This window comes from Herbaspirillum rhizosphaerae (genome assembly GCF_001189965.1).
Classification (GTDB): Bacteria; Pseudomonadota; Gammaproteobacteria; order Burkholderiales; family Burkholderiaceae_D; genus Herbaspirillum; species Herbaspirillum rhizosphaerae.
Genome location: NZ_LFLU01000005.1, coordinates 67,231 through 85,101, shown reverse-complemented (window position 1 = coordinate 85,101; position 17,871 = coordinate 67,231). Strand labels below are relative to the sequence as shown.

Below are 17,871 nucleotides of genomic sequence, written 5' to 3'. Positions count from 1 at the left end.
TTTTACATTTTTATCTCACATCATGACTTATTGCGTTGCCATGCGCCTGAACGAAGGCCTGGTCTTCTTATCCGACTCACGGACCAATGCGGGCGTCGATCATATCGGCACCTTCCGCAAGATGAACGTCTACGAGAATCCGGGCGAGCGCGTCATGGTAATGATGACGGCCGGCAATCTTTCCATTTCGCAATCGATCCGCCAGATCGTGTCCGAAAAGACCAACGCCGAAGGCCGCACCATCTGGACGGCACATTCGATGTACGAAGCCGCGCAGATCCTGGGCGACGCCATTCGCACCGTGCATGACCGCGATGCGGAAGAACTGAGCAAATTCGGCATCGACTTCAATGTCAGCATCATCTTCGGCGGCCAGATCAAGGGCGAGCGCTGCCGCCTGTTCCAGATGTATTCGGCCGGCAATTTCATCGAGTCGCACGACGAAAACACCTATTTCCAGATCGGCGAAGCCAAGTACGGCAAGCCGATCATCGACCGCGTCGTCACGCCCCACACCTCGCTGGACGAGGCCGCAAAGTGTGCGTTGATTTCCATGGATTCGACGCTGAAGTCGAATATCTCGGTCGGCCTGCCGCTGGATCTGCTGGTCTACAACACCAACGACCTGGCCGTGACGCGCTTCGTCACCATCGACGAACAAAATCAGTACTTCCAGATGATCCGCCGCAGCTGGGGATCGCAACTGAAGCGCGTGTTCGAAGCGATCGACGATCCGGTCTGGGATGCAGCGCCAGAAGCGACGCTCAACGTGCTCTCCTCGTCCATCGACCACAGCCAGCCGGTGCGCGTGCAACCGCCGGAAGCGCTGGTGCGCGAAGCCCAGCCGGTGGCGCGTCAAACGCTGGCCGGCGACGGCGAAGCGGATGTGGCGCAGCAACCGACCTGATCGCCGCCTGAATCATTCAGCGTCATCCAAACAAAAACGGCTGCAATTGCTTGCAGCCGTTTTTTATTGCCCGGCGCCAACCGGACGAAATATCAGCAAATATCTAAACCTGTTTGCGATCTGTAGCGAGAGGCCATCAGCCGGTGGCGGCCGGAGCGCAAGAACCGGAATGTACTTGAGTACATGAGGATTCTGAGCACCGCCCGACGCCGGATCATGGCCTCGCAGTAAGATCCCAAACAGGTTTTTAAACAACGATGGTCTGCGCTTCACCTTCCGCGCGCGCGCGGATTTCGCCGATACGGAACACGGTCTCGCCGGCTGCCTTCAGTTGCGCTTCGGCGGCGTCGGCGTTTTCTTTCGACACGATCACGGTCATGCCGATGCCGCAGTTGAAGACGCGATGCATTTCTGCGTCGGCCACGCCGCCGTGCTGCTGCAGCCAGGTGAACAGCGGCGGCATGGTCCAGGCTTTGCTGTCCAGCACCGCAGTCAGGTTGTCTTGCAGCACGCGCGGAATGTTTTCGACCAGACCGCCGCCGGTGATGTGGACCATGCCCTTCACTTCCATCGCTTCCATCAAGGCCAGCAGCGGCTTGACGTAGATGCGGGTCGGTTCGAGCAGCACGTCGGCCAGCTTGCGGCCGTGGAAGTCGGCGTTCAGGTCAGGCTTGGCCACTTCCAGGATCTTGCGCACCAGCGAATAGCCGTTGGAGTGCGCGCCCGACGACGCCAGGCCCAGCACGACGTCGCCCGGGATGATCTTGGTGCCGTCGATCAGCTTGGATTTTTCGACCGCGCCGACGGCGAAGCCGGCCAGATCGTATTCGCCGTCCGGATACATGCTCGGCATTTCGGCGGTTTCGCCGCCGATCAGCGCGCAACCGGCTTGTTCGCAGCCCTTGGCGATGCCCTTGATGACATCGGTGGCGCTGGCCACGTCCAGCTTGCCGCAGGCGAAGTAGTCGAGGAAGAACAGCGGCTCGGCGCCCTGCACCAGGATGTCGTTGACGCTCATGGCGACCAGGTCGATGCCCACCGTGTCATGGCGCTTGAGCATGAAAGCCAGCTTCAGCTTGGTGCCGACGCCGTCGGTACCGGATACCAGCACCGGTTCCTTGAATTTCTTGCTGATTTCGAACAAGGCGCCGAAACCGCCAATGCCGCCCAGCACGCCTTCACGGGTCGTACGCTTGGCAAAAGGCTTGATTGCCTCGACCAAAGCGTCGCCTGCATCGATATCGACACCGGCGTCGCGGTAGGAAAGGGAAACATTGGATGATGAAGTCATGATGATATTGGCACTAGAGGCGGTAAAATAGAGGTCTGAAGCGTAGAGGAGTAAAACGGCCGGCAAGGCTGCTGAATTACTGCGTAAACCATGATTTTATCAAACCGATTCACCTAAAGCCCGATTTCCATGCCTTTTTCTTTCTCGGATGAGCAAAAACAAAGCTTGTTGTGGCTCATTTTAGGGCTTTCGTTAATAGGCCTCCTGGTACTTCTGGGGCCAATGCTGACTCCCTTCGTCACCGCCGCCATCCTCGCGTATGCCCTCAACCCGGGCGTAGACTGGCTGGCAGGCCGCCGCATCGGCCGTTTCCGCCTGCCGCGCGTACTGGCGGTGCTGATCGTCATCCTGCTGCTGGTGCTGGCGGTGCTGGCGCTGATTCTGGTGGTGGTGCCGGTGCTGGTCAAAGAAATCCCGCTGCTGCAACAACAGATCCCGAATTTCCTCGACAAACTCAACACCGCCGTGGCGCCGCGCCTGAGCGAATACGGCATCCACGTGCGCCTGGACGTCACCGGCATCAAAAAGATCATGACCCAGCAGCTGGCCACCAGCGGCGATGAAATCTGGGCCTCCGTGCTGGCTTCGGTCAAGATCGGCGGCACCGCCGTGCTGGCCTGGCTGGCCAATCTGCTGTTCATCCCGATGGTGTTGTTTTATTTGTTGCAAGACTGGCATCCCTTCATCGGACGCCTGCGCGGCATGATCCCGCGCCGCTGGGTCGCCAAGATCAGCCACATGACGGAAGAGGTCGACGACCTGCTCGCGCAATACCTGCGCGGACAATTGCTGGTGATGTTGATCCTGGCGGCCTATTATTCAATAGCGCTGGCCATTGCCGGCTTCGACATCGCCTTGCCGGTCGGCATCCTGACCGGCTTGCTGGTCTTCATTCCTTACGTCGGCTTCGGTCTCGGCCTGGTGCTGGCGCTGATCGCCGCCGTCTTGCAATTCACCGGCCTGTACGGGCTGGTCGCCATTGCCATCATCTATGGCATCGGCCAGGTGCTGGAAAGCTTCATCCTGACGCCGCAGCTGGTAGGAGAACGCATCGGCCTGCATCCGCTGGTCGTGATCTTCGCCCTGCTGGCGTTCGGGCAGTTATTCGGTTTTGTCGGCGTGCTGCTCGCCCTGCCAACCTCGGCCATCATTTCGGTGATGGTGCGGCACCTGCGCCAACATTACCTGAGCAGCAGTTTCTACAATAGCGAGACATGAGACAACTTCTGCTGGATTTGAGCGCGCAGCAGCCGCCGACTTTCGATACCTTTGTGACCGGCCAGAATGCAGAGTTGCTGCAACGGTTGCAGGCCATCGCGTCGGCGCAGGCGCAGCCGACATTAAACGACCGCTTTATCTACCTCTGGGGCGAGAACGGCGCGGGCAAAACGCATCTGCTGCATTCGCTGGCGCATGCCAATATCGCCAGCCGCCTGATCACCGCCGCCGACGCATTCGACAGCGATTTCGATTACACGCCCGCCGTGCAATGCTATCTGCTCGACGATTGCGAACAGCTCTCGCCGGACGCACAGATCGCCGCCTTTGCGCTGTTCAACCAGATCCGCGAACTGGGCGGCTACCTGATCAGCACCGGCACCCAGCCGCCGGCGCAATTGCAGGTGCGCGAAGACTTGCGCACCCGGCTGGGCTGGGGCCTGATCTATCAGTTGCACGGCCTGACCGACGACGAAAAAATCGCCGCCCTGACGCAATCCGCGCAAGGCCGCGGCATGACCGTGTCGCCCGGCATTCTCTCGTATCTGCTGACCCACTACCGGCGCGACATGCCTTCCCTGTCGCGCATGCTCGACGCGCTTGACCGCTACTCGCTGGAAACCAAGCGTCCCATCACCCTGCCGCTGCTGCGCGATCTACTACAACAGGAAGCTGAAGACGAAACGCCATGAATCTCGCCTTATTTGACCTCGACCATACCCTGATTCCCATCGACTCCGACCACGAGTGGGGTGAGTTCCTGTCCCGCACCGGCGCCATCGACGCCGATGCGTTCCGCAAGGCCAACAATGAATGGTATGCCCACTACCAGGCCGGCACGCTGGACCCGGTGAAGTATCTGGAATTCGCGTTCGGCACGCTGTCCAGATTCCCGCGCAAGCAACTCGACGACTGGCATGCGCAATTCATGGAAGAAGTCATCAAACCGGCCATGGTGCCCGCCGCCGTCGCCGTAGTGCAGAAACATCTCGATGCCGGCGACACCGTCGCCATCATCACCGCCACCAACAGCTTCGTCACCGAACCGATCGCCAAACTGTTCAAAGTGCATCACCTGATCGCCGCGCTGCCGGAACTGGACGCCGAGGGCAACATCACCGGCCGCTTGCTGGGCACGCCGACTTACGCCGAAGGCAAGGTGACGCACACCGAAGCCTGGCTCAAGACGCTCGGCAAGACCATCGCCGATTACGAACAAAGCCATTTCTACAGCGACTCGCAAAACGACATCCCGCTGCTCTCGCGCGTCACGCATCCGGTCGCCACCAATCCCAACGACAAGCTCAAGGCACATGCAATCGCCAAAGGCTGGCCGATTCTGAATCTCTTCGACGCGCAATGATAAAAATCAAACTGAAACGCAATGATTAAAAAGTTCATCCGCTCGATCCTCGGCAAGAACAAGAAGGACGCAGCCTCCTCCACCGAGCCGACCATCCTGAGTCAGAAGCAGCATGGCATCGACCTGCAGCTGGTGTCGCCCAACGCCATCCGCGTGACGCAGACCTTGCAGGACGCCGGCTTCAAGGCCTTCATCGTCGGCGGCGCCGTGCGCGACCTGCTGCTGTCGGTCAAGCCCAAGGACTTCGACGTCGCCACCAACGCCACGCCGGAGCAGGTCAAGCAACTGTTCCGCCGCGCCTTCATCATCGGCCGCCGCTTCCAGATCGTGCACGTGATGTTCGGCCAGGAGCTGATCGAGGTCACCACCTTCCGCGGCGCCTCGGCCGACATGGCGCCCAAGGATGAACACGGCCGCGTGCTGCGCGACAACACCTTCGGCGAGCAGCACGAAGACGCCGTGCGGCGCGACTTCACCATCAACGCGATGTACTACGATCCGGCCTCGCAAAGCGTGCTGGATTATCACGGCGGCATCGCCGACATCCGCGCCAAGACGCTGCGCATCATCGGCGAACCGGAAGCGCGCTATCGCGAAGATCCGGTGCGCATGCTGCGCGTGGTGCGCTTCGCCGCCAAGCTCAAATTCAATATCGATCCCGCCAGCAGCGCACCGATCGCGGTCATGGCGCCGCTGATCGACAACGTGCCGGCAGCGCGCGTGTTCGACGAAATGCTCAAGCTGCTCATGAGCGGCCACGCCCTCGCCTGCCTGCAGCAATTGCGCAAGCAAGGCCTGCATCACGGCTTGCTGCCGCTGCTCGACGTCGTGCTGGAACAACCGCTCGGCGAAAAATTCGTTACCCTGGCGCTGGCCAATACCGACGCCCGCATCAAGCAAGGCAAGCCGGTCTCGCCGGGCTTCCTGTTCGCATCGCTGCTGTGGCATCAGGTGCTGGAAAAATGGCGCGCCTATCAGGCGGCCGGCGAATATCCGATCCCGGCGCTGCATCTGGCCGCCGACGATGTGCTCAACGCACAGACCGAAAAGCTCGCACTGCAACGCAAGATCGCTTCCGACATGCGCGACATCTGGGCCATGCAGCCGCGCTTCGAACGCCGCACCGGCAAGGCGCCGTACAAGCTGCTGGAACATCTGCGCCTGCGCGCCGGATACGACTTCCTGCTGCTGCGCTGCGCGTCCGGCGAAATCGATGCGGAACTGGGCGACTGGTGGACCGCATTCATCGACGGCGATGCGCCGGAACGCGAAGTCCTGCTGTCGCGCAAACCGACAAACGCCGGCAGCAGCAACGCCGGCGCAGGAGCAGGCGCCGGCCCGGGCTCGAGCCCCAATGCCGGTCCGGCCAAGAAACGCAAACGCCGCGGCGGCCGCAATCGCAGCAAGAGCGGCGGCGCCGACAAGCCATCGAACGACGGCGAGGCATGATCCTGGCCGGATCCGTCGCAACGCCGACGACCGCCTATATCGGCATCGGCGGCAACCTGGGCGACGCCCGCGCGACGGTGGAAGACGCCTTGCGCCGGCTGGCGCAATTGCCGCACACCACGCTCTCTGCACAATCCCCTTTGTACCGCACCGCACCGGTGGACGCCGGCGGCGACGACTATGTCAACGCCGTAGCGCAACTCATCACCGCCTTGACGCCGCATGACTTGCTGAAGGCATTGCAAGAGATCGAACAGGCACACGGACGCGAACGCCCCTATCGCAATGCGCCGCGTACGCTGGATCTGGATATCTTGCTCTACGGCGACCGGACTATCGCCGACGACGTATTGACGGTGCCGCATCCGCGCATGACGCAACGCGCCTTCGTGCTGATTCCCCTGCTGGATATCGATCCCGCCGTTGTCATCCCCGGCGTCGGTGCGGCGCAGGACTTGCGCGCAGCTGTGGCGGACCAGGCGATTCAACGCCTCGGCGGCTGATCAATCACCAAAAGAAATACAGGTGCGCCGGCAGACGCTGCGCGATACACGAGCGTCGATCAGTTGTCGTGATCGGCGCCTTCGGCGCCGTTCGCGGCATCCTGCTGCGGGCGGAGCTCGGCCAGGCGGCGATGATGGCCTTTGAGCCAGATCGGCAGTTCGCTCGGCAGCATCGGTTTGGCGATCAGGTAACCCTGCCCCAGCGTGCAACCCGAGTCCTGCAGCAAACGCCAGTCTTCGATCGTCTCGATCCCCTCCGCCACCGTCACCAGCTCCAGCCGCTTGGCCATATCGAGCGCCGACTGCAAAATCACGCGCAGATTCTGGCGTGCATGCGCACCGTGCACAAACGAGCGATCGATCTTCAGTTCGGTGAAAGGGATGCGCGCCAGTTGCTGCATCGATGAAAAGCCGGTGCCGTAATCGTCGATCGACAGGCCGAAACCCTTGAGGCGGAAACGCGCCAGCGTGCCGAGCGCACTACCCAGGTTCGCCACCACCGAACTCTCGGTGATCTCCAGCACGATCTGTTCCGCCAGCAAGGCATGCTGGGCCAGCAGGTCGGACACCTTCTGCACGAAACTGGGGATGTCGAGCGACAGCGGCGACAGATTCACCGCCACCTTCAGCGACAAGCCGCGCTCATTCCACAATGCGGCCTGCGCCATGGCCTGCGCCAGCATCGACAAGGTCAGTTCGTGGATCAGGCCGCTGCTTTCGGCCAACGGGATGAAGTGATTCGGCGGAATCACGCCGGCTTGCGGATGCATCCAGCGCGCCAACGCTTCCACGCCCTTGAGCATGCCGGTGCGAATATCGACCTTGGGCTGATAATAGGCAATCACCTCATGATTGCGGATGGCCTCGGCCAGTTCCGCCTCGGTGACGACGGGCAGGGTCGGATCTTTTTGCGGCAGGGAAAGATTGCTGCCGGAGGAATTCAGTGCACCCAGGATTTTTTCCTGATTCAACGGCTTTTGCAGCGCGCCCAGCACATGCATGCCGAGCGCTTCTATCATGGTCTCCACCGACGCCAGCAGCGATCGCTCGCGGCTGGAAGCGACGATCAAGGGGAAGTGCAGATTCCTGGCCTGCAACTGCTGGATGAATTCGACACCGTCCATGCCCGGCATTTCCAGATCCACAATCACCAGGCTCGGCGGCAAACGCAGCAACGCCAGCAGCTCCAGCGCTTCATGCCCGTCGCCGGCTTCATAGATCATCTCGACACCGAGGTCGCGCATCAGACCCACCGTATGCAAACGCTGCAACGGGCTGTCATCGACAATCAACAAGGTTTCTATTGGAAAGGGCGTCAATTTAGTAACCATATCTGTCAATTACGGAAGAGATGTTTTCAAGAGAAACGACATCGCCCACACCACCCAGCAACATCGCTTCTTTCGGCATGCCGAACACGACACAGCTATTTTCATCCTGCGCGTACGTCGCTGCACCGCACTCGCGCATTTCCTTCATGCCATGCGCACCGTCGTCGCCCATGCCGGTCATGATGATGCCTACGGCGTTCTTGCCGGCGGCCTTGGCCACGGAGCGAAACAGCACATCCACCGACGGCCTGTGGCGGCTGACCAGCGGCCCCCCGATGACTTCTACATAGTACTGCACACCATCGCGCCTGACCATCATGTGCGAACCACCAGGCGCAACTAATGCGCGTCCGGGCAACACCAGGTCGTGATGTTCGGCTTCCTTGACCTGGATGGCGGAGATCGAATCGAGCCGTTTCGCAAAACTCTGCGTGAATTTTTCCGGCATGTGCTGCACGATCACCAGCCCGGGACTGTCCTCTCCCACCGCTTTCAACACTCTTTCCAATGCCTGCGGTCCGCCGGTCGACGCGCCGATCGCCACAATCTTCGATGTAATAGGAATCAATCCGTCCAGGAAACCTGGCGGCTCCAGAATCGCGTCCGCAGTCAAGCGCGTGCTGTCCGGTTTGACTGCAGGCGACACCTCCGCGCGCAACAGCCTCTCCATCTCCATGCCGGTATGGGAGCCATTCGTTGCACTTGCAGCATTCGTGCCTGCGGCGCTGTTGCTACCGTGCGTGCGACGCAAGCGTGCATGCGATGCCGCGCGAATGGCGGCAATGAGATCTTCCGAACTGTCCTGCAAAAAATCGCGGATGCCCAATGAAGGTTTGGTGATGATGCCGACCGCACCGGCTGCCAGCGCCTCCATTGTGACCGTAGCGCTGCGTTCGGCCAGCGATGAGCAGATCACCACAGGGGTCGGCCTGATCGCCATGATCTGGCGCAGGAACGTGATGCCGTCCATGCGCGGCATTTCGATGTCCAGAATGATGACGTCGGGCCAGTTGGCGCGCATCTTCGCCATGGCAAAAATCGGATCCGGCGCCGTGGAGATCACGGCAATATCGTGGCACGGCGCAATCAGATCCTGGATCACCTGACGGACCACCGACGAATCATCGACAATCATGACCTTGATCGTCATTCCCGCCCCCTCTCCAGCAACACATCGGCGGCCGGCGTCGGCACAGGTGCGCCGATTCGTCCTGCCGGGACCTTTTCCATATCGTGCATGACGCCGTGTCCGCGCCGCACCCAGACGTCGCCGTTATTCATATCGAAACGCAGATAACGATAGCCGTCGCCGGCGATGTCCTGCGCCGTGATCGGTATCTGCTGCCGCTGCAATGCCTCCAGCGCAAAGTCGACATTGGCCTGCCCGATTCGCACTTTCGATGCCGGCAAACCCAGGACGTTGCCGCCGCCGAAAACCTTCACCCGGTAATCGGCGACCCGCGTATCGTGCTTACGCACTTCGCTGAGCAGGCGCACCAGCGCCTCGTCGCCGTAACGCCCGTCCGGCTCGGCATGCGCGTTCTCTTCGCGATGCAGGCGCCGCGCCGGCAGCAGGAAATGACACAATCCCCCCAGATGCCGGACCGGATGCCAGAACGTGATGGCCACGCACGAACCCAGCAAGGTCTCGACCTGCACGTCGCCCTGGCCGAAATACACTTCCCCGAGATTGACGAAGACGCGTTCGGTCATAGCGGTCTCCGGTAAATCGAAGGCGCATGCATCTGCAGATCAAGCGGCATGCCGTGCAGCGATTCCGAGTGGCCGACGATCAGCCAGCCGCCGGGTCGGATCTTCTGAATGACGGCCCGGATCACATCCACCTTGGTTGGAAAATCGAAATAGATAATCACGTTGCGCAAGAACACGATGTCGAATTTCTGATCCATTTCCGACGGCAGGTTCAGCAGGTTGCGTTGCTCAAAGACGACGCGTTTGCGAATCCGCTGGTCGATCAGGAAATGTCCCTCATATTCGCCGGTGCCGCAAAGGCAATAGCGCGACAGATACGGTTTCGGGATATGCTCTCCGCGCACCATCGGATACAGGGCGCGGCGCGCAAAGCTCAGCACGCGCAGGCTGATGTCGGAGGCAAAGATGGTCCATGGATGATGACCGCGGCAATCATCGAGCAGCATGGCGATGGAATAGGCTTCTTCGCCGGAAGAACTGGCGGCGCTCCAGATCTTGAGTTCCTGCCGCGATGACATTTCCGGCAGGATCTCGTCGCGCAAGGCATCAAAGTGTTTTTGCTCGCGGAAGAAATACGTCTCGTTGGTCGTGATCAGGTCGATGGCGCGTTGCCGCTCTTCCTCTTCCTGCGGCGCAGAAATCAGCGCGTAATATTCCCGCAAATCTGCAAGCCCGAGCTCGCCCAGCCGGCGCGAGAGGCGGCTGCATAGCAATGCTTTCTTCGAGAACGGCAGGTACAAGCCGATGTAGTGCTTGAAAAGCTGTTGATACAACAGCATTTCCTGATCACTGACATCCAGTGCCATCGACTCGAGGCTGGAATTCATCTGCCGACTCCCACGATTGACCTGCCGTATCTGCCGCCGGAATTGCTTCCGGGCATATTCATACCGATGACGTCTTCATCATAGCCTCAGCTGCCTGACGGCGTATTGAGTTCTTCAATCGCAGCCATGCCCATCAGACTCGACAATTCGTCCACCGACAATACCGCGCCGACATCCAGCACCACGATGAAGCGGTCCTTGATATTGATCATGCCTTCGACAAAGTCTGCGCGCAGCCTGGCGCCAAAAGTCAGCGGCGGCTCGACCTTGTCGTTTTCCACGGTCAGCACGGCGCGCACGGCATCGACCATCACGCCCAGCAACATGGTCTGCTCTTCTTGCGTGACTTCCATGATGACGATGCAGGTGCGCTTGGCGACCGGCGTCGGCGCACGGCCGAAACGCACCGACAGATCGATGACCGGCACCACCGCGCCGCGCAGGTTGATCACCCCGCGCAAGAAGTTGGGCATCAACGGCACTTCTGTCAGGCTGCAAAATTCGATGATTTCACGGATATCATCGATAGGCATGGCGAACATTTCTTCACCCAGCATGAACGTCAGGAACTGGCGGCTCAGCACCGCTTCCTGTTGCTGAGATTTGGCGAACGACGATTCACCGTTCAGCGATAAACTGGGCATACGCGTACTCCTCAAACATCTGACAACACTGATTTCTTCATATGCGTCCCGGCAGCGCCTGCGACGCGAGGCAAATATTTTCCCTCCGCCAGAGCCTGCATCGGCACATCTTGTACGGTCTCATTCCCGGCTTCCTGCAGCGAAAAGTAACGCATCATGTCGCGCAACTGGTTGGCCTGGTCGCTCATTTCTTCCGAGGTCGCGGACAACTCTTCCGAAGCTACGGCATTCAACTGTATCGCCTGGGTGATCTGGCCGATGGCGCCATGGATCTGCATCAGATTGGAATTCTGATCACGCGCGGACAGTGAAATCCCGTCAACCAGATCCGCCGTCTGCTGGATCGACGGCAGCATGTTCTCCAGCAGCTTGCCGGCTTTCTCGGCAAGATCGACGCTGCGTTCGGACACTTCGACGATTTCCTGTGCGGCGACCTGAGAGCGCTCGGCCAGTTTGCGCACCTCATTGGCGACCACGGCGAAACCTTTGCCGTTTTCGCCGGCGCGAGCCGCTTCAATGGCCGCATTCAACGCCAGCAGGTTGGTCTGGTACGCAATGTCGTCGATCACGCTGATCTTGGCGGCGATCTCACGCATCGCATCGAGCGTCTCGCGCACGGCTTCGCGCCCTTCGGATGCCGTGCGCGCAGACTCCCCTGCAATTTCGTTGGTGCGATTGGCGTTGGCGGTATTGATGCCCACCGTGTTGGCGATCTGGCCGATAGCGCTGCTGGCTTCCTCGGAGTCGGCAGCCTGCTGCGACGAATTCTTGCTCAACTGCTCAGCCGCCGCGGTCAACTGTCCGGCGGCCGAAGCCAATGTCACGCTAGCCGCCTTGACGTCGCCCAAGACCTCCGTCAGCCGGTTCAGCATTCTCTGTGCGCTATGCAGCACGCTGCCTTTGCGTACGTCCCCGACATCCAGTTTGACATCGAGGTCGCCGTTGGCGATCTTGTGCAAGATGCGCATGACTTCTCTCGGATCGCCGCCGATCTGCCGCACGAACATGCGCCGCGTATACATGCCGAGGATGATCGCCGTCAGCAAAGCAAGCACGATGACCACAATGCTCTGCTCCAGATTCTGCTTTTCGAGCGCGACGGCGCGCTGTTTATTGACGAACGCCTGACGCACGTTTTCGTCGATCAATGCTTCCAGCTGCACGTGCAGATTATCGAGGTCTTTTTTGATGGCTTCCGGGTCGCCCCTGCTGTCTTCATCGCGCAGCAGATAGTCGCGACGCGATTCGATTTTCTTGATGTAGGCCGCCACCAGTTGGTCCGCTTGCGCCTGCTGCACCTTTTCCAGATCGCTCAATACCGTGGTTGCCTTGTAGCTGCCATAGGCGCGCGTCAGGTCGTCGATCTTGAATCGCAAGGCATCGGCAATACGTTTGCGCTCGACGTGTTGATCCGTTTTTTCCATCGATTGCATCGAATTGGCGATATCGAATGTGATCTTGTTGGTCTGGCTCAAATTGACGATAGTCAGCAAATTCGAGCTGTAGATTTCTTGCAGCATGCCACTGACGCGAAATAAATTGACGATGCCGTCGGTACCGACGGCAGTCGTCAACAGCGCGGCAAAGACAAAACTGGCGGCAAGCTTATTGGATAACTTCATTTCCACACCTCCTTCGCGTCATTCCCCCTGTGTCATCGGATCAAAAACGCTTGAACGAGGATTCATCCACCGGATCGTCTCCGCCATCCAGCATGGAAATACGGCTTGGCTTGACGAACTTGGTGCTGATGGCTGGCGGTTCATTGACCACCTTGCTGGCTTTGCCGGTATTTTTTACCGGTGCGCGCTTTTCTTCTCCGACCTGAAAGAACAGGATCAGGTCTTGCAACTGCATCGCCTGCGCACTCATTTCTTCCGAGGTCGACGACAATTCTTCCGACGCCGATGCCGTCATTTGGGTGGTCTGCGCCATCTGATGCACCGCGTTGTTGATTTGCTCCAGCCCGGCGGATTGCTCGCGCGAAGCAGCGGAGATTTCCTGCACCAGATCGGCAGTCCTGCGGATTGACGGCACCATCTGGTCGAGCAAGCCGCCGGCTTTCTCCGCCAGCATCACGCTGTTCTCGGCGACGGCGATGATTTCTTGCGCGGCTGTCTGCGAGCGCTCGGCCAGTTTTCGCACTTCGGCGGCAACCACGGCAAAGCCCTTTCCGTGTTCTCCTGCGCGCGCCGCTTCGATGGCTGCGTTCAGCGCCAGCAAATTGGTCTGGTAGGCGATGTCGTCGATGATGCCGATCTTGCCGGCAATCTGCTTCATCGCCAGCACGGTCTCGCGCACCACCTCGCCGCCCTCGGCGGCCGAGTTGGCGGACTTGCTGGCGATGCCGTCGGTGACGCGCGCGTTCTCGGCGTTCTGCGCAATGGTGGCGGTGATCTCTTCCACCGAGGCGCTGGTCTCTTCCACGTTGGATGCCTGCTGCGAGGCGTTCTTGCTCAACGCCTGCGACGAGGCGGAGATTTGCTCGGAGGCCGATGCCAGCGAGCTCGCGGTCCCGCTGACGTCGCCGATCACGGCAGTCCATTTGGCGACCATCTGCTGCGTGCTGTGCAAAACGCTGCCGGTGTCTTTCGCCGATACCGGCACTTTGACGGTCAGGTCGCCTTCCGCGACTTTACGCAACACCATCATGGCGTCCTTCGGTTCGCCCCCCAGTTGCGAACGGATCACGCGATAGGTGAAGAACAGACACACCAGCAACAGCAGCATGGACGCGCCGAGCAGCGAGAAGATCACCATCTCCAGTTCCGAGTAACGCGTCTGCGCAATGCTCACGCGCTTTTCGGTGCGCTCGTCGACCATTCGCAAGAAATCATTGATGGGCACCATGATGCGGCCGACCATGCTGCGGTAGTTCTGGTCGAACATCAGTTCCTGCGCCATCGCCTGATTCGGCGCGCCCGTCACGGTAAAGTTGCCGGCGCCGTCGTCGAACTGCCCCTTCACGGCGTTGAATGCCGTGATCTCGATCTTGGTCAAGGCGTCGGAATTGTTTTTTGCATCCTGCATCTTCGCCAGTTCCTGCGCGGTGAAGCCGGCCTGTTTCATCAGGTCGATCAGCGGCATGGCCGGGTCGGACGGCATGCTGTTGACTTGCTTGGCGGTGACAAGATCGAGATTGAAACGCTCGTAGTTCTTGGGACGCGGGCGCTTGCCGTTGCGAATGTCGAGCACGATGTAGTAACGCTCTTCATCGTTGGGGTCGCCGGTGGTGACATAGGCGCGGCCGAACTTGGTCAGGTCTTCCGAGCTGCGCCGCATTTCGTTGGCCAGCACGAACGAGTAATAACGCGACTCATGCGCCCGGTCCAGGTTGGAGTTGGCGTCCTTGAGTGCGCGCGTCACGCTGACGATAGACCCCATCAGCACGGCCAACACAATCACCAGCCAGATAAAAAGCTGTCGGATGCTCATTCGTTGCGTCAATTTGTTCTGCATGACAACTCCCTTGTTTCCCATACTGTCTTTCTTATCGGCCCGACCGGGAGAATTTCCCTGCCGTCATGCCTGTTGTTTCGTTCACGACATTCGTTCGCCATATTCACCATATTCGGCATTGCTCTCCGAGCGCCGGATATTCGCCTGCTCCATCTGCCCCGTATGCGCGATCAGATGCGGCACGTCCAGAATCAACGCCACGCGTCCATCGCCCAGAATCGTCGATCCGCTCAAGCCCTTCACCTTGCTGAACAGTTTTCCCAGCGGCTTGATCACTGCCTGGCATTCGCCCAGCAGGTTATCGACCAGCAAGCCCGCGCGCATCTGCCCGTACTGGACGATCACCAGACTCTTGCGCGGCGACTCCTGATAGGGAAGATCGAACAATTCGCGCAGGGGAATGAACGGCAGCGGCTCGCCACGCAAGGTCACGACGTTTTCGTGCACCTGGTGCGCCGACAAATTGATGCATTCCACCACCAGATCGAGTGGAATGACGAACACCGCGCCGCCCACCACGACCTGGAAACCGGCAATGATGGCCAAGGTCAGCGGCAAGCGGATACGCACCATGGTGCCCTGGCCAGGGTTGCTGAAGATATCGACCTCGCCGTGCAAGGAATCGATATTGCGCTTGACCACGTCCATGCCGACGCCGCGTCCGGACAACGCCGTCACCTGCTCGGCCGTGGAAAATCCCGGTTCAAAAATCAGCCGGAAGATATCCTTCTCCGACAGGTTCGCGTCGGCGGCAATCAAACCCTGCTGCATCGCCTTGCGCAAAATCCGGTCCTTGTCGAGGCCGCGGCCGTCGTCGAACACTTCGATCACGACGCTGCCCGATTCGTGCGTCGCATTCAGGCGCAGCACGCCTGCCTCAGGCTTGCCCATGGCGCGGCGGATATCGGCGGCTTCGATGCCGTGGTCCATGGCGTTGCGCACGATGTGCATCAAGGGATCCGAGATCTTCTCGACCATCGATTTGTCGAGCTCGGTGTCGGCGCCGGTGACGATCAGTTCGATTTCCTTGCCCATCTCGCGCGAGATGTCGCGCACCACACGCGGAAAGCGCTGGAACACTTCGTTGATCTGCACCATGCGCAAGGTCAGCGCCGCATCGCGGATCTGTTCCACCAGACCGGAGATGAGCTGGGTCGCTTCTTCGAAGCGCTGATCCTTCTTACGCTTGGCAACCAGGCTGGCGCCGGCGCCGGCGATCACCAGCTCGCCGACCAGATCGATCAGTTGATCCAGCTTGGAGACTTCGATCTTGATGAATTTCTGTTCCTGGCCTTTTTTGTCGTCACCCGATCTCTGGCGCGCAGCGCCGCCCGCAACCGCGTGCGGCGCCAGCTCGAATGCGCCGGTCTTCGCAGCCGAAACAAGCACCTCGCCTCGGACGGCGTGCGCCCCCGCGACGGGTTCGCTGTTCAGCGACTCGCACTCGGCATCGGTCAGCGCCCCCGACTGCAACAACAGCCGCATCAGGTGATCGCGGTCGGCGGTGCGCGCCAGCCAGTGCCGGTAGTGCGTCAGCGAGCAGTGCGGAGCAAAAATGTTGATGTCGCTGTCTTCGCGCACGAACTCGAACACGCTTTCAATCGCATGGCGATCGGCGTTGCTGTCGAAGCCGATTTCAAATCCGATATAGCAGACCTCCGGATTCATTTCGTCGGCCGTCGGTATGTTGTATTCGATGGTATGGGCGTAGACGCTGCGTCCCAGGGTCAGCAGGTAACGCAGGAAAGACAGCGGATCCAGGCCGTCGCGCAGCACGTCCGGGCTGAAGCGCAATGACAGATGCCAATGCGGATTGGCAACGGCAGGCTCACTGTCGCTCGGATCTCCGCCGGCATGCTGCGCGCTCCCGGCCAGCGCAGTCGCCGCGGCCGTCACGGCGGCCACGGTCTCGGTCAGGCCGGTGGCGTCGATCACGGGCGCATTGATTGCATTGGCAGCGTTGGCGGCTTCGACCGCAGCCACTTCTTCCAGGTGTTTATTGAGTGCGGCTTCGAGCTCGGAGCGGCGCGCCAGATCCGGTTCTTCCGCCTCTTTCGATTGTTCGATGGCATCGACCAGGTCGCCCATATAGTCGCCGCAATTGAGCAACAGCGACATCATCGCGTCGTCGAGTTTCAGGATGCCGTTGCGCACCTTGTCGAGCACGCTTTCCAGCACGTGGGTAAAGCTGACGATACTGTCGAAGGCAAACAGGCCGGCCGATCCCTTGATCGTATGGGCAGCGCGGAAGATGGCGTTGATGGCGTCCTTGCTGGGCCCTTCGCTCTCGATCTGGAGCAGTGCAGCCTCCATGGCGACGAGCAGTTCCCGCGCCTCCTGCACCAGTGCGTCACGGGCGGCGTCTTTTTTCATGCCAGCCCCTGTATGGACGGTTGAATGTCGAAGGCGTCCTGCAGGTGCAGCATGTCGATCACGTTTTGTACGGCGGGACTGATACCGTTGAAAAACAGCTGTTTGTACTGCAGCGCCGTCTCGCGTTTCATCAGCAACAGCAATTGCAATCCGGTGGTGTCGATTTCATCGACGCCGCTCAGATCGATTTCCAGCACGTCGTCGGCGGCATCGATCACGCCGAGCAGTTGCGGCTTGTACTCGGCCGCCTGGAAAATGGTAAAGCCGCCATTCACCAGGAGTCGCAAGTGTCCGTCGCGTGTGCTTTGCGTCAGGGCCATGATCGTGATCCTCAGGGCGAAACCAGCTTGGCGACTGCTTCGAGCAGCACCGGCGGCAGGAAAGGTTTGTGCACCCACGCGCGCACGCCGATGGTCTTGCCTTCCTGCTTGCGCGAGTCGGCGCTCTCGGTGGTCAGCATCAACACCGGCGTGAATTTGTAATTCGGATTCTGCTTGAGCTCGCGCACGAAGCTCAGACCGTCGAGATTGGGCATGTTCACGTCGGAGATGACGAGGTTGTATTTGCGGCCGTCGAGCTTGTTGAGCGCGTCGCGCCCGTCGATGGCTTCGACCACGTCATACCCGGCGGCCTGGAGCGCCATGCTGATGGTCTGGCGCAGGCTGAACGAATCGTCGACGATCAGGATAGTCTTCGGGCTCATTTCAGCGTTCTCCACAGAAAGACAAGACTGGCGTACAGCTGCGATTGCTGTCGCCGGTGCTGCGGATTGCGATCGTTAACATCCGTTCTT

At 60.1% G+C, this 17,871-nt stretch carries 17 protein-coding genes; 6 read left to right on the top strand and 11 right to left on the bottom strand.

Annotated elements, in window-relative coordinates; genetic code table 11:
- Positions 1 to 22 precede the first annotated feature (22 nt).
- On the top strand, positions 23 to 907 hold the full coding sequence (locus tag AKL25_RS09350; protein WP_050477381.1) for a proteasome-type protease: 885 nt from the start codon (positions 23 to 25) through the stop codon (positions 905 to 907).
- A gap of 247 nt (positions 908 to 1,154) precedes the next feature.
- Here the strand turns inward: AKL25_RS09350 and purM are convergent, their stop codons facing one another.
- The gene (gene purM / locus AKL25_RS09345; protein WP_050477380.1) at positions 1,155 to 2,198 is read right to left on the bottom strand and encodes a phosphoribosylformylglycinamidine cyclo-ligase; all 1,044 of its coding nucleotides are present in this window, start codon (positions 2,196 to 2,198) and stop codon (positions 1,155 to 1,157) included.
- Between the two features lie 129 nt (positions 2,199 to 2,327).
- Here purM and AKL25_RS09340 point away from each other — a divergent pair, with 129 nt between their 5' ends.
- The 5 genes from AKL25_RS09340 to folK are packed head-to-tail and all read left to right on the top strand — an operon-like array spanning position 2,328 to position 6,731.
- Complete coding sequence (locus AKL25_RS09340; protein ID WP_050477379.1) at positions 2,328 to 3,416, top strand: AI-2E family transporter; 1,089 nt, start codon at positions 2,328 to 2,330, stop codon at positions 3,414 to 3,416.
- Positions 3,413 to 4,108, top strand: coding sequence for a DnaA regulatory inactivator Hda (gene hda, locus AKL25_RS09335; protein ID WP_050477378.1), 696 nt, complete (start codon positions 3,413 to 3,415; stop codon positions 4,106 to 4,108). The genes AKL25_RS09340 and hda overlap by 4 nt, the downstream gene beginning before the upstream one ends.
- Positions 4,105 to 4,779, top strand: a complete 675-nt coding sequence (locus AKL25_RS09330) for a histidinol-phosphatase (RefSeq protein WP_050477377.1) — start codon at positions 4,105 to 4,107, stop codon at positions 4,777 to 4,779. Before hda ends, AKL25_RS09330 begins: the two co-directional genes overlap by 4 nt.
- 21 nt (positions 4,780 to 4,800) lie before the next feature.
- Complete coding sequence (pcnB, locus tag AKL25_RS09325) at positions 4,801 to 6,228, top strand: polynucleotide adenylyltransferase PcnB (protein ID WP_050477376.1); 1,428 nt, start codon at positions 4,801 to 4,803, stop codon at positions 6,226 to 6,228.
- The gene (folK, locus tag AKL25_RS09320; protein ID WP_050477375.1) at positions 6,225 to 6,731 is read left to right on the top strand and encodes a 2-amino-4-hydroxy-6-hydroxymethyldihydropteridine diphosphokinase; all 507 of its coding nucleotides are present in this window, start codon (positions 6,225 to 6,227) and stop codon (positions 6,729 to 6,731) included. The genes pcnB and folK overlap by 4 nt, the downstream gene beginning before the upstream one ends.
- 59 nt (positions 6,732 to 6,790) lie before the next feature.
- On the opposite strand, the gene AKL25_RS09315 is transcribed toward folK, so the two are convergent.
- The 10 genes from AKL25_RS09315 to AKL25_RS09270 form a co-directional block, all read right to left on the bottom strand.
- Positions 6,791 to 8,062: an EAL domain-containing response regulator gene (locus AKL25_RS09315; protein WP_050477374.1), complete on the bottom strand. Its 1,272-nt coding sequence runs from the start codon at positions 8,060 to 8,062 to the stop codon at positions 6,791 to 6,793.
- Complete coding sequence (locus AKL25_RS09310; protein ID WP_050477373.1) at positions 8,052 to 9,212, bottom strand: protein-glutamate methylesterase/protein-glutamine glutaminase; 1,161 nt, start codon at positions 9,210 to 9,212, stop codon at positions 8,052 to 8,054. Before AKL25_RS09310 ends, AKL25_RS09315 begins: the two co-directional genes overlap by 11 nt.
- On the bottom strand, positions 9,209 to 9,775 hold the full coding sequence (locus tag AKL25_RS09305) for a chemotaxis protein CheD (protein ID WP_050477372.1): 567 nt from the start codon (positions 9,773 to 9,775) through the stop codon (positions 9,209 to 9,211). The genes AKL25_RS09310 and AKL25_RS09305 overlap by 4 nt, the downstream gene beginning before the upstream one ends.
- Positions 9,772 to 10,602: a CheR family methyltransferase gene (locus AKL25_RS09300; protein ID WP_050477371.1), complete on the bottom strand. Its 831-nt coding sequence runs from the start codon at positions 10,600 to 10,602 to the stop codon at positions 9,772 to 9,774. Before AKL25_RS09300 ends, AKL25_RS09305 begins: the two co-directional genes overlap by 4 nt.
- 86 nt (positions 10,603 to 10,688) lie before the next feature.
- The gene (locus AKL25_RS09295) at positions 10,689 to 11,246 is read right to left on the bottom strand and encodes a chemotaxis protein CheW (RefSeq protein WP_050477370.1); all 558 of its coding nucleotides are present in this window, start codon (positions 11,244 to 11,246) and stop codon (positions 10,689 to 10,691) included.
- Positions 11,247 to 11,257: 11 nt separating this feature from the next.
- A complete protein-coding gene (locus tag AKL25_RS09290) occupies positions 11,258 to 12,868 on the bottom strand; it encodes a methyl-accepting chemotaxis protein (RefSeq protein ID WP_050477369.1) in 1,611 nt (536 codons plus the stop codon).
- Between the two features lie 40 nt (positions 12,869 to 12,908).
- A complete protein-coding gene (locus AKL25_RS09285; protein WP_050477368.1) occupies positions 12,909 to 14,705 on the bottom strand; it encodes a methyl-accepting chemotaxis protein in 1,797 nt (598 codons plus the stop codon).
- 81 nt (positions 14,706 to 14,786) lie between these two features.
- The gene (locus AKL25_RS09280; protein WP_050477367.1) at positions 14,787 to 17,078 is read right to left on the bottom strand and encodes a chemotaxis protein CheA; all 2,292 of its coding nucleotides are present in this window, start codon (positions 17,076 to 17,078) and stop codon (positions 14,787 to 14,789) included.
- The gene (locus AKL25_RS09275; protein WP_050477366.1) at positions 17,075 to 17,398 is read right to left on the bottom strand and encodes an STAS domain-containing protein; all 324 of its coding nucleotides are present in this window, start codon (positions 17,396 to 17,398) and stop codon (positions 17,075 to 17,077) included. Before AKL25_RS09275 ends, AKL25_RS09280 begins: the two co-directional genes overlap by 4 nt.
- Before the next feature lie 11 nt (positions 17,399 to 17,409).
- Positions 17,410 to 17,781: a response regulator gene (locus AKL25_RS09270; RefSeq protein WP_050477365.1), complete on the bottom strand. Its 372-nt coding sequence runs from the start codon at positions 17,779 to 17,781 to the stop codon at positions 17,410 to 17,412.
- Positions 17,782 to 17,871: the final 90 nt, after the last annotated feature.